Origin of the sequence: Arthrobacter sp. Soil761, assembly GCF_001428325.1 — a bacterium.
In the GTDB taxonomy this organism is placed as follows: domain Bacteria; phylum Actinomycetota; class Actinomycetes; order Actinomycetales; family Micrococcaceae; genus Arthrobacter.
The window spans coordinates 454462-468369 of record NZ_LMSF01000023.1; the positions used below are offsets into that span (position 1 = coordinate 454462).

Annotated in this window: 10 protein-coding genes; 3 read left to right on the plus strand and 7 right to left on the minus strand. The window is 60.7% G+C overall.

Translation table 11 applies throughout. From position 1 onward, the window contains the following. Nucleotides 1-495 precede the first annotated feature (495 nt). From ASG79_RS14150 to ASG79_RS14175, 6 genes are all read right to left on the minus strand, one after another. On the minus strand, nt 496-2169 hold the full coding sequence (locus ASG79_RS14150; protein WP_162256827.1) for a family 43 glycosylhydrolase: 1674 nt from the start codon (nt 2167-2169) through the stop codon (nt 496-498). A 196-nt stretch (nt 2170-2365) separates the two neighbouring features. Further along, a complete protein-coding gene (locus tag ASG79_RS14155; protein ID WP_200953176.1) occupies nt 2366-3328 on the minus strand; it encodes a carbohydrate ABC transporter permease in 963 nt (320 codons plus the stop codon). Further along, nucleotides 3325-4287, minus strand: coding sequence for a carbohydrate ABC transporter permease (locus ASG79_RS14160; protein ID WP_235509810.1), 963 nt, complete (start codon nt 4285-4287; stop codon nt 3325-3327). The genes ASG79_RS14155 and ASG79_RS14160 overlap by 4 nt, the downstream gene beginning before the upstream one ends. A gap of 191 nt (nt 4288-4478) precedes the next feature. Then, entirely contained in the window at nt 4479-5726 is a 1248-nt protein-coding gene (locus tag ASG79_RS14165; RefSeq protein WP_056391989.1) for an ABC transporter substrate-binding protein, read from the minus strand. Between the two features lie 229 nt (nt 5727-5955). Beyond that, complete coding sequence (locus tag ASG79_RS14170) at nt 5956-7002, minus strand: hydroxyacid dehydrogenase (protein ID WP_056391991.1); 1047 nt, start codon at nt 7000-7002, stop codon at nt 5956-5958. Continuing rightward, nucleotides 6999-7847, minus strand: a complete 849-nt coding sequence (locus ASG79_RS14175; protein WP_056391992.1) for a sugar phosphate isomerase/epimerase family protein — start codon at nt 7845-7847, stop codon at nt 6999-7001. The genes ASG79_RS14170 and ASG79_RS14175 overlap by 4 nt, the downstream gene beginning before the upstream one ends. Nucleotides 7848-8292: 445 nt before the next feature. Between ASG79_RS14175 and ASG79_RS14180 the strand changes: the two genes are divergently transcribed. The 3 genes from ASG79_RS14180 (at nt 8293) to ASG79_RS14190 (ending at nt 11584) form a co-directional block, all read left to right on the plus strand. Beyond that, entirely contained in the window at nt 8293-9384 is a 1092-nt protein-coding gene (locus tag ASG79_RS14180) for a LacI family DNA-binding transcriptional regulator (protein WP_056391993.1), read from the plus strand. A gap of 92 nt (nt 9385-9476) precedes the next feature. Further along, the gene (manA, locus tag ASG79_RS14185) at nt 9477-10715 is read left to right on the plus strand and encodes a mannose-6-phosphate isomerase, class I (RefSeq protein WP_056391995.1); all 1239 of its coding nucleotides are present in this window, start codon (nt 9477-9479) and stop codon (nt 10713-10715) included. Continuing rightward, complete coding sequence (locus tag ASG79_RS14190; RefSeq protein WP_056391997.1) at nt 10712-11584, plus strand: N-acetylglucosamine kinase; 873 nt, start codon at nt 10712-10714, stop codon at nt 11582-11584. The genes manA and ASG79_RS14190 overlap by 4 nt, the downstream gene beginning before the upstream one ends. A gap of 134 nt (nt 11585-11718) precedes the next feature. Here the strand turns inward: ASG79_RS14190 and ASG79_RS14195 are convergent, their stop codons facing one another. Next, nucleotides 11719-13686 (minus strand): immunoglobulin-like domain-containing protein, encoded by a 1968-nt coding sequence (locus ASG79_RS14195; RefSeq protein WP_156400210.1) that lies wholly within the window; start codon nt 13684-13686, stop codon nt 11719-11721. Between the last annotated feature and the right edge of the window lie 222 nt (nt 13687-13908).

Consider the following 13908-nt stretch of genomic DNA (forward strand, 5'->3'; position numbering starts at 1 on the left):
GCCGACAAATCAAGGGATAGGGCGACGATGCGGGCTGAACTGCCCTCAGATGCTGACCACTCTATGATATCGATTTCAGAGATTCAAGTCACAGTCAATTTTTCTTTTACATTGTGAGTTGGAGGATTACCACCTTCAAGAAAACGCGGGGCGCCCGCTCCTGAGGCACACTTGTGTGTCTTGATTGAAGACTGTCCCTCTTTGGCCATCGGGCAGTGCACGGTCGACAGGTAAACAACGACTTGATGCAGCTCATTCGCGGCGATGTTGGGTCGCCGGACTTCGTCACTCGCCCCGGCACGCAGGGTCGGGAGCGCATCAGTTGCATGTGACATCAGGACGAAGGTCCTGCCGGATGCTGGGTCCACCGCTACAACTGCAAATGCTGCGGTCCTGCCCCGCCACTTGGTGCTCCAATTCGACAGAACAGCCCTGGACGCTGGAGGTTGAATCGAGAACTGACAATGTCAAGCTGTTGAATATGAAAAGTCCCTCTTAGCTGGAGGCCTGCCCGGCAGGAACAGCTTCGACCGCTGGCAGTCGACCGTCAGGCAGCTGCGGTTGTGACGTCACCAACGAGACATCGCTGAATTCTGCGGTCCAAGCGTGTTCAGCTACGTCTACCGTGGCAACGCCGGCGAAAGCGCCCGTGAACCGCAACAGTCCGGCGTGATCGTCACTCAGCTCGCTGATATCCACTGGGAGGTCGAAGGGTGTCCATGACGATCCGTCCAGTGAGGCATATGCGCGCACGCTCGCTCCTTCGAAGGCGATCTGCAGATGGACCGGTCCGGCGGGGCCAGGGTCGAAGTCCAGGACGGCACGTGAGGCGGAGGTTGCGTTTCTGCGCTCCATGGCCAGCAGTCTTCGTCCTTCGTCGGAGGCCGTGAGGTGCCAAAAGACGTGGCTGGTTGTGTCGTAATAGGCAACGACACCGGCCTGATGTGCCGGCGCCGTCGGGGCGGCATCCACCGTGGCCCTCAACCGTGCAAAGACGGAAGTGAGCGGGTGCGCGACCAGTGATTGGGTATGTGTCGAACGCAGGCTTTCCCGGCCGGTAATGCGGAGGCTGTGTCCAGGGTTCATTGACCACTTCAGCCAGGACTCGTCAGCTGGGACACGCAGAGTCTGCCAGCCCGTAGTGAGGGTCTGCGGAGAAAGGACTTCTTCGGTCGCTGCGGGGAGTGCGGTTGTACGCCCCGGAAGAGCAGCGGGAGCATGGACTGCCAGCGCCGGAAGGAAGCCGCCGTGGGCAAGCCGCAACCATCCGTCTTCTGTCCAAGTGACCGGCTGCAGGCACGTTTCGCGGCCGAGCGGGCAGACCGCGCCTTCCGCTGCTTCCAACGGCCGGGACGCGAGATGAACGAGGTACCACTCACCGTCGGGGGTCGAGACAAGCTCGCCGTGGCCGGCCTTATGCAGGCCGCCGGAGGGCCCGGACTCACCCTTTCTCGCTACGTCGAGCGGGTCCAGGTCCCTGGTGGTCAGGACGGGAACCGGGTCTTCCTCGTACGGCCCCCACAGGTCGCGGGAGCGGGCGATTCGTATGCCATGGTTCCAGCCGGTGCCGCCCTCCGCTAGAAGCAGGTAATACCACCCGTTGCGGTAATACATGTTCGGGCCTTCGATGAGCCCGGTTGACGAGTGCACCACGCGGGCGGAACCGAGACGCTCGAAGGTGGAGGGGTGCAGCTCCTGGACCTGGATGCCACCGAATCCGGGGTTGCCGATACGGTGGTCCCACCGCAGCCCAAGGAGATAGAGCCGCCCGTCCGGGGCGTGAAAAAGGGATGCATCAAAACCACGTGAGCCCACATACACGGGCGTGCTCCAGGGCCCATCGATGGCTGGGGCGCTGGTGATGTAGTTATCGACGTCCTTGGTCTGGCCCAGTGTCCGCACAATTGTGAAAAGCAGCCGGTACTGCCCCTCGTGAAAGTAGAGGGAGGGTGCCCAGATACCCCCGGAGTCCGGCACACCGCGCAGGTCCAGGTGTGTCGGGTCGGTGAGTGCGTACCCGGCCGGTTGCCACGTGACCAAGTCCTCTGAAGTGTGGAAGCGGACCCCGGGGAACCATTCGAAGGTACTGGTGGCGATGACATAACGGTCGCCGGCGCGGACGATCGTGGGGTCAGGATTGAATCCCGGCAGTACTGGGTTGCGGATCACCCGTGGGTCTCCTTTGGTAAGCGGTGTGGCAGGGGGATGGACGTTTCGCGGAGGCAGGGCTCTCCGGGCATGCTCTCCCTTCATCAACCGTGTCGTTGTGAGGTCGGGCATGGCTGCGGCCGGGACGTCTTCGTGGAGTGTCCCGGCAGCAATCCGGCCGGCGTTCGCGGCGGGGAACCGCGTTCCCCGCCGCGCCCTACTTCAGTGCGCCCAGGGAGACGCCGGTGCGCCAGAACCGCTGCAGGGCGATCATGACGATGGCCAGTGGGATGACCGAGAGAAGCGAGCCGGTGATGACCAGGGTGTTGAAGTCATAGACACTGGCGTTGCTGACCTGGCTTTGCCGCAGCCAGTTGTACAGGCCCAAGGTCATGTTCCAGTTCTCCGGGCTCTGCAGCATGGTGATGGGTAGGAAGAACCCATTCCATGCACTGACGAAGGCGAGCAGGAAGATGGTCGCGCCTGCGGTGGTGAGCATTCGCAGAACGATCATGAAGAAGATCCGGATCTCGCCGGCCCCGTCGATGCGTGCCGCCTCCAGGAGCTCGGCCGGGACTGCGCCTTCGATATAGACCTTGGCGAGATAGACGCTGAAGGGGTTGATGAAGGTTGGAATCAGCACGGCCCACGGTGAATCGATCAGGCCCATGTTGGAAAAGAGGAGGTACAGGGGCAGGGTGAGCATGCTGTAGGGCACCAGGAAGGACGCGATGACCAGCCCCATGGACAGCGACCGTCCCGGGAAGGAAAACCGGGCCAGCCCGTATCCTGCGGCCAATGCTACGAGCGTGCCGACGGCGGCCCCGACGCCTGCATAGATGATGGAGTTGGCGGTCCAGCGCAGGAAGATCCCGTTTTCGTACGAGAAGATATCGGTCAGGTTTTTGCCCAGGTTCCAGTCGGCGAACCACAGGCCGTTACTCAGGAGCAGGTCGCGAGTGTTTTTTGTCGAGTTGACGATGAGCCACCAGATCGGTGCAACCGAGTAGATGGTGAAGAGGGCCAGTCCAATGAGTACCAGCAGGCGTGTGCGCCGGGACTGCCGGGCGTCGCCCGCGTCATCTTCCAGATTCCGGATGCGGGTGGTTCGCTTCGGGGCTTTTGGTGTGGCCGGACGTTCCCGCCGGTCCTGGGCTGTGTTCGAGAGCAGCGCGTTCACGCTGACCTCCTGTTCGTTAGGCGGTAGAAGAGGGCGGAACTGAGACCGACGACAAGCGCGAGGATGACCGACAGCGCCGCCGCATATTGGTAGTTGCCTTCAGTGAATGCCAGGTTGTAGATCATCATGATCGGGGTGAAGCTGGCTGTGACTGTTTCCGGTGAGCTGACGCGGAAGACCAAGGGCTCGGCGAAAATTTGCAGCATGTGGATGATTGACAGCATGCCTGTCAGGACCAGGGATGAGCGGACGTAGGGGATCTTGATGGACCAGGCGATCCGCAATTCTCCGGCACCGTCCAGGCGGGCGGCCTCGAAGAGGTCCCGGGGCACGGACCGCAAAGCACCGTACAGGATCAGCATGTTGTATCCGATGCCGGCCCAAGTGAGCAGATTTCCGATGGAGACCCAGAGCAGTTCAGGTGAGAAGAAGTTGACGTCTGTCCCGAACGCTTGACCGATTTTGGTGAGGGGGCCGAGGCGCGGCGAGTACAGGTACAGCCATACCAAGGTGGCGACAATGGCCGGGATCATGTACGGGACGAGAAGACCGACGCGGAAGAAGCGTGCTGCTTTGCCGGTCATCATGTCCAGGAACAGTGCCATGAGAAGGCTCAGGAACAGCATGATGGGGATCTGGACCAGGGCGAAGACACCGACTCTGGCCATGGAGGACCAGAATTGTTCGTCGGTGAATCCTCTGATGAAGTTGTCGGCTCCTACGAAGGCGAGGAAGGAGCCTCCCAGTCCGTTTCCGGATCGCCGGACGGCGAAGAATGCCTGCACGAGGGCGTAGATGAAGGGGGCGACGAACACAAGCAGGAACCCGGCGAAGAACGGGACGGTGAAACCGAATCCCTTCAGTCCGCTGAGGCGCTGCCATCCCATGGCGCGGGGCCGCGGGGCTGCGTTGCCAGTCGTCGAGGGTGGAATCTTTTCTTTGCTGGCTGCGAGGGCCATGATGTTCTCCAGTTTCAAGCGGGTTCTGTCTGCCTGTGACAGGTGGTGTGGTCCGTAGGGAGTCCGTCGCGGACCACACCTTCAAGTCCCGGCGAATCAGTGGTTCAGTACGGTGTATCCCTGCTTCTTCATGTCATCCACAACCCAGGCCTGCAGCTGCGGGGCGATTTCCGTTGCCTTGATCTGCCCTGCTACTGCTTTGCCCCAGAGGTCCTGGAGTTTGGTGAAGGCACCGGCGTAGTCAGGTCCCAGGTCCAGTCCGTGGCTCGGGTTTGAACGGCCTTCTTCACGACAGGGTCCCACTGGTTGATGTTGTCGCCCAGGAGGGCCTTGGGGGCAGAGGTGGCGATGTAGGGCGAGGGATCCGCGACGGCAGGGAACCAGCCAAGCCCGGTCTGAGGGCTGGCCAGGGCGGCAACAGAATCAGCATTGGTAGAGAGCCAGTGCGCTGCAAAGACTGCGGCATCTTTGTTCTTTGTCTTCGAGTCCACGGCGTAGACGCGGGTGAAGGCCGCATTCACAGTGTCCTGTCCCTTCCAGGCAAGGTTGGGTGCCGGAACCCACTTACCCAGACCAGTGGTAAGGTTCGCCTGCATACCCTTGGTCTGCCAGGTTGAGAGCTGGCGGGCGGCGATCTTGTTGGTGTTGTATTCCTGCATCATCGCCGAGTACTCGGCGTAGGAGATCTTGCTGAAGAGGCCGTTTGAGAAGGCTTCATCGAAGTATTCGGCCGCGCGGCGGGTTTCCGGGGTGTCGATATTGACGTTCCAGCCGTCGTCCTTCAGCTCCCACCACTTCGCCCCGGCTTCCCACGCCATGTAGGTGTAGGTTGTGGGATCTTCACCTGCGACGTTGAAGACGGAAATGCCCTTGGTTTTGAGTTTTTTGCCTGCCTCAAGGAAGTCCTCGTATGTGGTGGGCAGGGCGATCCCGTTCTGATCAAACACCTCCTTGTTGAAAAGCGTGAAGGTGGGGATGTCCGACGCCGGGATGCCGTACTTGCTGCCACCCAGGCTCACAGCGTCAAGAGTTGCCTTCGCGTAGTCCTTTTCGATGCTGGGGAAGTAGGGGGCGAGGTCTGTCGCGATGTCTTCGGCGATGTAGCCTGCCAGGTCCGCGGTTTGAGTGGCAAAGATGTCCGGGGGATTTCCGGCGGAGTGGGCATTGCGGACTGACTTCGCCAGATCTGTGTTGGGTGAGAATTCGATTTTGATTCCCTGGTCCGCGTGCTGGGCGTTGAAAAGGTCCGCTGCACCCTTCATTGCCGCGTTGTCGTTCCAGAGGGTCAAGGTGACGTTCCCGCCAGTCCACTTATCAGGCACTGCAATGGCAGAAGCTGTGGGTGCCTGCGTGCCGGCCGTCCCTGAGCAGCCGGCCAAGGTGCCGGCGAGGACGACCGCAGCAGCAAAAGCTGCGCGGCGTGTGATGGTGGTCTTCATTGTCACTCCTATGTGTTGGGTTGGGCTCTTCCACGAACCCTGCTGTATGCGGTGAGATTGGCTTCTTGGGCTGTTCATGGGTGTCTATTGGCGTTACCGGCAGTGCTCGTTATGGTGTGCATTGGGTGCGCCGAACCAGGCAAGTTGTCGTTGGCTGGTCAGTTCTTACGGATGTAAAAAGGTGGTCGGCATCTGTTGAGTGCACTGGACCCCGCGTCTTGTTGGCACTTCATGCCGAGCGCACCAGATCCTGAAGGTGGACGGGGTGGCGGGCAGGTTTGCCGGCGGCAAGGCGCTCGATTTCATGCACGGCGAATGCGGTCATGCGATGCAGTTCGGTGCCCATCGACCCAGCTATGTGCGGGGTGAGTTGTACGTTGGGAAGTTCAAACAACGGGTCTCCGGGTTCCAGCGGCTCAGGACTGGTCACATCCAGCACGGCGGTGAGGCGCTGCGCCATCAGTTCCCGTCTCAGAGCGTCGTGGTCAACGAGGTCACCGCGTGCCGTGTTGATCAGGGTTGTCCCGGTGCGCATTGCAGCCAGTTCTTTTTGTCCCACCATCCGCACGGTTTCAGGCAGGACCGGGGCGTGCAGAGAGACGACATCGCTAAGCTTCATCAGTTCTTCAAGCCCGACTTTCCGCACACCCAGTTTCTGCGCTTCCGACTCGCCGATGGTCGGATCGTAGAGCAGCACGCTGAGGTCGAACGGCTTGAGCCGGTCGATGACCAGCCGTCCGATCGTAGATGCGCCCACAATCCCGATGACTTTGTCGTAATTGCCCGTTCCCGGGAACTCGATTTCCCGGTCGATCCGTTCTTGGCGTTCACGGTACAGCTGCGTTGCAGCGAGAACGGATTTACCGGCCAAGAGGATTTGGGCCAGCGTAAATTCGGCGACGGGGACAGCGTTGGCGATCGCAGCAGTGGTCACCCTGATGGGCCGGCTCCAGCAGGCCGGGTCCACATGGTCCTTCACACTGCCTCCTGCGTGGGCGACGAGCCGAAGGCGGGGCATCCGGTCGAGGACCGTTTGATCAATCCTGGGGGAAAACCAGCCTGTCAGCAGAACATCCACGTCCTGAAGCACTGTGTCCGGGACAGCGTTGAAATCGTTGATGACAAGGCTGAAATCACAGTCTGAAACTGCCGTGAGCCGGTGCCTGAGCTTCTCGGAGAACAGGGCATCTCGCAGGTTTCCGTCCTGCATTGCGAGTGCGACCCGTGGACGGGCTGCGGTCCTGTCGGCCTGAGCTGCGGGGATTACCAACGTCATCGCTTGACTACCTTCGAAGTTTCCCGGTCAGACCACAACCGGGCGGAGGCGAGAGCCTCCGGCAGCGGTGGGGCTGCCGGATACCAGGCGGCTTCAAGCTCCAGGGTCACGGTTCCGCTGTATCCACGCCTGACCAGAAGATCTCTAAATGCTTCACAGGGCAGTGTTCCATCGCCGATGAGAACGGGGGTCCTGTCCTCAGGAAGGGCCGCATCCTTGATCTGCACGGAACCGAGTCCTTGACTGAGCCAAGGCCCGAGAGCGGCCCACGTTTCCATCAGGGACTCTCCTACCCGCCATGGGTGCATCAGGTCCCACACAACTCCCACCGGCCCATCCACGAGGGCGGCAATGGCGGCGATGTCACGGCCGGTCGGGTGCGAATCGTGAGTTTCAATAACCGGCAGGACACCGAGACGCGCAGCTGTTCCCGCTACGCGAGAGAGCCGGCGTGCAGCACGTTCGTTCACCGTAGCCCGCGCTTCAAGCAACCCCGGCGCGGCCATGTAGCCGCGGTCTTCGGCGGGCGCACCCGGAAAAACGCGAACAAAGGGGGCGCCGAGATCGCTGGCAAGTTCCAGAGCGGCGACCAGTTCACTTTCGATCTGAGCGTCCTGCCCGGCCTGGGCGATGTGGACGTAGCTGGCGAGCCCGGTGAGTTCCACGCCGGCAGCGTCGATCTTGTCCCTCAGTTGCCGGCGACGGGCGGGCTCCATGTCCGTTCCGGCGATCTGCCCATCCCCGACGCGGAGCTCCAGCCCATTGACGCCGGACTCGGTCAGCCAGCGCAGCAGCTGGTCTGCATCGACGTCCGGCGCCCCAAGAGACGAGGCTGATAGTTTCATGTGGCGCTGCTTTCTGGTCTGGTTCCCGGAAGCACAAGACCCCGGGTTCTCAACAATTCGCCCCCAGCCGTGGGTGTGGGCGGCAAAAGTTGCCGACCCGGAACGGGGATAGAAAACTGCGGTCCAAGGCTCAATTTGGAGTGCTGCGGCTGCTTGTACCGGAACGAAGCGCGCACACCTGTGTGCCATGAAAAGTTCTCCTTGTGGTGCCGTCCTCCGTGGACGACCTCATGAATAAACAGTATGATATCGATATCAGAGGCGCAAGTCACAGTTTGAAATTTCTTTATGATGGAATCTGCAAATCCTCCCGGATGCGCAGTATGAGCGATGGGACGTGGATGAAACAGGCCAGCACAGACGCTGGCGCCGCAGCGGTCGGACTTGGACAGACATCCGGGTTTCGGGTCGGCGGTGTTGGTGCCTTCGAAAGGAAGAGGCCCTGATGGCGGACAGCCGTGCGTTGGACCCGTTGCGCCGGGACGCGGATGGGTCTGGTTCGAGGATCCGGATCACCAAAGACCAGAGGAAACCTGTCATTGCTGACGTTGCCAGGCTGGCTGGCGTGTCGGTCCCAACTGTTTCCCGCGTCCTGACTGGGAACATTCCGGTAAGCGAAGAGCGACGGCAGCGGGTGCTCGCAGCCATCGAGGAACTGCAGTTTCGGCCGAGTTCGCTTGCCCGGGCGCTGAAATCTGGTGCACGGAAGATGATTGCCATCCTTGCCGGGAGCACCGAACACTACGGCTACACCCGCACGATCGCCGGTGTAGAACGCGCTGCGCAGGAGGCGGGATACTCGGTCGTCATATCGGCGGTGAAATCTGCAGATCCGGAGGACGCGAAGGCGGCCCTCGCCCCGGTGCTTGAGCAAGAGGTTGCAGGCGCTTTGGTCATTGACTTCGATCCGGCCGGGGCTCAGGTCCTGAGACATCTCCCAGAGGACTTGCCAGCGGTGGCAGCTTCTGGTTTTTCTCAAGGGCAGCCGGGTTTCCCCTATGCCTTCATCGACGAATATGCCGCCGGACTTGAGGTCACCCGACACCTGCTGGGCCTTGGTCACGCCACGGTGCACCACCTAGGATTGTTCCCGCTGTCGCAGTTCTCAGGGCGATACCAAGGGTGGCTGGATGCACTGAAAGAAGCCGGCGTTGAACCCCCACCGGTCCTGCCGGCGAGTCGTTCGCCCAAGACAGGCTATGAACAGGGCCTGAAGATCGCCGACGACAAATCGATCACGGCCGTCTTCTGCTCCAACGACGGACTGGCACACGCGGCGCTGCGGGCCCTGCACGAGCGCGGAGTGCGGGTGCCGGAAGATGTTTCGCTCATGGGTTGGGACAATCAGCCCTTTACAGAATTCACTATTCCAGCCCTCTCCACGGTGGAACCCGGATTTGGCGATGTTGGTGCGCGGGCTTTCGAGCTTCTGCTCAAGAAGATGTCCGGAGATCAAGACGTTTCGGACAGTATCGCCGCGCCTGTGCTCGTCATCCGCGAATCCACTGCCCCGCCGCCCGCCGCCCGCCGGATCTGATTCACAACCCACCTCGCGTCCCATATTGGGGACGCGCCACTTCTGCGTGCCTTCACCCCCGGTATGAAGGTCCCGCATGCCTTTGGAGACCCATGTTCAAACTAGACAACCCCGTTCGCCCGTATTCCTGGGGATCGGTTACTGCCATGGCCGACCTCTTCCGCCGGGCGCCTTCAGGTTCCCCCGAAGCCGAGATGTGGATCGGCGCCCATCCTGGCTCCCCCTCAATCGCCGAGGCGCCCGATGGAAGCATCCTCCCACTGGACGAGTTGATCAGCAGCAGCCCGACCGCCCTCCTCGGATCCCAAACCGCGGAGGTCTTCAGCGGTCGGCTGCCCTTTCTGGCCAAAATACTCGCCGCTGGTTCACCGCTGTCCCTTCAGGTTCACCCCAACCTGGAACAGGCACGAGACGGTTTCAAGGCAGAGAACGAGGTTGGCCTTCCCCTCTCGTCAGAGCATCGAAACTACAAGGACGCACATCACAAACCTGAAATGATCGTCGCGCTGTCGCCCTTCGACGCTCTTTGTGGTTTTCGCTCCCCCGCAGTTGCCCGCGAACTCCTCCTGGAGCTTGGTAGCCACTTCTCACACCGCGGGGCTTCGACGCCGGAACCAATCCGGATCACAGCAGAACTACTCGGCGAAGAGGACACTGGCCTGCGCGAAGGCCTTTCCTACCTTCTTGCCGGTGATCACTTAGTCGCCGAAGCGGTTGCCGCGTCCGTTGAACTGCTCGCGGGACTCCCCTCAGTCAGGGCAGAGTTCAGCGCGCTCGTCGGACTTGGAAGGGCTTATCCCGGAGACCCCGGGGTTCTCATCTCCCTGCTGCTCAATCACGTCTCGCTGCAGCCAGGTGAAGCCATTTACCTGCCTGCCGGAAACGTCCACGCTTACCTTGCTGGTGTGGGCTTCGAGGTGATGGCCTCCTCCGACAACGTCCTAAGGGGCGGCTTAACCTCCAAACACGTCGACGTGGCGGAGTTCCTGAAGACAGTCGATTTCCGCACCATGGACACCCCGAGACTGCAGGCCCAGGAGCCCGCCGCTGGAATCAAACGCTGGGTTCCTCCATTTCGGGAATTTCAGGTGGAGCGGATAAAGGCCAATGCCCAGGCCGGGGCCGTGCCCTTGAACCAGAATGGCCCCGTCCTGGTTCTGGCAATTGAAGGGCAGGGCGACGTCTCCATCCCGGGGGCAAGCCTTAAGTTGAGCGCTGGTGAGAGCGCCTTCGTGCCCGCCAATGCCCAATCGCTCACACTGCAGGCTGCCGGCGGGGCAAGCCCGCCCTTCGTCGCGTTCGCTGTCACCGTTGGAAAGGCCGCAGTATGACTGTTCTTGTAGGGCTGGATATTGGGGGCAGCAAAACACACGGAATTCGATTCGTGCGTGGCGAGGTCGCTGCTGAAAGGACAGTCGGCAGCGCCAATGTGCAGAATGTTTCCGCGGAGGCGGCTGGCGCTCAGCTTGAAGAGCTCTTCGCCCAGATCGGCTCTGACGTGACCCACGTAGTAGCAGGCGCAGGCGGCATTGACACCCCTGAGGATGCCCGGAGGCTTGAAGAGCTCATTCGGCCCCTGGTAAGAACTGCGGCGATACACATCGTTCATGATTCCCGCCTTATCCTCGCGGCGGGAGGCTTCGATACAGGGATCGCCGTGATCGCCGGAACCGGATCGGCCGTCTGGGGATGCAATCAGGAAGGCCGCGAGGCGCGCATCGGCGGATGGGGTTACCTCCTCGGAGACGAAGGCAGCGGCTACTGGCTCGGACGGGAAGCTGTGCGCCACAGCCTCCGCCGGATGAACAACCGCTTGCCTGTCGATCCTTTGACGGAACTGCTGCTTACCGGATGTGGGCTCAAGGCGCCCGAACAACTGATAGCCCTTTTCCATTCACCGCATCACGGCCGCCATTTTTGGGCGGGACAAGCCAGGCATGTCCTTACGGCCGCAGCCAGAGGCCACGAAGCAAGCACTGCGCTGCTGCAGCAGGCTGGCCGCAGCCTGGCAAGTATGGCAAAGGATGCTGCCGGCCAACTTGGAATACCGGGCCCGGTTGTCCTTGGCGGTGGCATCGGCATGAACGCCGAGCCCGTCCAGGTGGCCTTCACATCGGCACTTGCTGATGCGGGACTCACCGACGTACGCATCCTCACCGCGGAACCCGCCATGGGCGCGCTACGGCTCCTGCAGGACTAGGATTTGGCAGCATTTTCACCAGGCTTTGCCCCGGGGGAAGGTTTGCCCAGCAAGTGTGTATAGGAACAGGTCTGGTTCCCGCCGCTGGGCGGGAACCAGACCTGCACGGCTTACAGCTTAGGACGCCGTTGGCCTTAGAAGAGCGGTACTTTAGCGGGATCGGTGAAATACTGGGGAGGATGGGTGAACGTGGTGTTCTCGAACGTTGGGTAACTCTTCATGAGCAACAAGTCGCTGTCCCAATTGGCGAAGGTGCTGTTGATTACCTGGACATTCGAAGCGATCTTCCATACCCCGCCTCTCTTGTTCCCGGTGATTTTTGACTCGTTTATGATCACGTCGCGGGGCGCGTTCAGCGGATCTTCGGTGTACTGGTTCGGGTTGCTGAAAATTTCCGCGATGAACCACAGAGCGGTCTTTCCCGATCCGGTGATATCGAACTTGTGGAAAAGGATCTTGTTGTCATTTGCGCCGTCTGCCTGCACCCCGTTGACTGTTGAGTTGCGGATCTGGGCGCGCTGAACGATGACGTTGCTTGTTGAGGTGTATTTAGCGCCCTTACCCCTGATGGGGTTGGACATGTCCACGTCGGACTGCAGGATGTTGTTGTCGAAGAGCCAGTAGACGTTGTGGTACAGCCCGTTGGCTTCGCCGTTGTGATGCACTTTGGTGTTGGACATGATGATGTTGCTGGATCGCTTCATGTGCACTCCATGGACGGTGAAGTCCTTCACCGTCAGGTTCTGCAGCGCGATACGGCTATGGCGGGAAGCGACCGGGTCGACGCCTTCGAGGAGCACTCCATGGCTGAGATTCGCAGTGCCGCGTTCGCCAGCAATCGTGAGGTCCTTGACTACGACGTCGGTCAAAGTCCGCTGGGCAGTTCCGATGGCCGCCCCCGTTCCCTGGTACCGGATGACAGTGTGGTCGCGCCCTGCACCGACGATGGTGATGATGTTCTTGAGGTTGATCTTTGCAGCAACGGTGTGGATGCCCTCAGTAAGTCGCACCACTCCCCCGCCTTGGGCCGCCAGCGTATCAACAGCCGACTGTATGGACTCGCCGGGATGAACCAGGACTTCATTAGCGATGTTCTGACTGGGGTATTCGACGTGAGTGAAGTCGTTTGACCAACGGTCTGCAATCAAGGTTTTTACAGTGGACTCGAGCTCAACGGTGTCGACCTTGGCGGGGGTGGGTCTGGGTTCTTCCGCCACTTCCCGAGCCGGCACCTCGACTTCGAACCTGTCCCTCATTTTCACTGCGCCGTGAGTGACGGAAACGTCCAGTTTTACGTGGGCATCGCCAATTTCTTTTTGTGGTCGCGTCACTTCTCCGCCATCGGTGATTATGTCGGTGTCCCAAGATGACCAGGTCACCGACTCAGGGGAAAGCCCCCGGGTTTGTAGGGGAAGGTTGCTCGTGGCTACTTTGCTTTTCTCCAGCAAAGACCTGGCGGAGGCCAAATCCCGTTCCGCCTGTTTGAAGTCCGCTATCTCCTTGGGGTCTGTCAAGACGGTGGTGAGCACCAGATGCGGCCGCTGGACACCAACACCTCCGTCATCAGAAATGAAGCTCAGCACCTTTCCTGGTTCAACCTGATCTGCAGATACTCGGAGGCTGAGAGTCCCGTCGCCTGTACGCTCGGTTGCCGCGGCTTCTCCCACTTCTGCTGAATACGTCGTGCTGCCGCCGCTGTTCTGCAGCGACGAACTTGTGCCGGGGATGTCCGTCGACGGCAGCTTCGTCGCGCCAGTCATCTCAAACTGTGGCTGCTCGGCCCGCTCGCGCGTTGGCGCCCAACTGTCATTGGCAACGAATCCAGTTGTCAAGGTGGTTGAACCGGCCGATACGGCGCCTTTTAGTGTCATTTCCAGGCGGGCAGCAGTAAGAGTTCCGGGGATGCCCGACTTCACGTCGAACTTCAAGTAGGCGGACCGGGACTCACTGCTGTCCGGTGTGCCCGCGTTGGCAACCTCCAGGGTTTTCAGCCAGTGAGTTGGCGTAGTACTGGTGCCGCGGACGTCAGTATCAAGAGTGGGATAAATGACTTGGGTTACCTCCAAGGATGGAGAACCCGGAGGAGTGTTCTCCGCTGCCATTGCCGGCAGAGTTGAAGCGGCCAGGGTCGAGGCTGCAGTTAACGCTAACAACACTCCTAAGTCAAGACATTTCCTTTTCGGGACCATTATTTTCCTCACTAAAATTGGCGCGGCATCAGGTGCCACAAGGGTTCCGGGGAGGCCTCCGGTCAGAGACCAGAGACATCGTGATCGACATCACTGATATCGATTTCAGCACGGCAGAAGCCTGTTTTCAAGCCC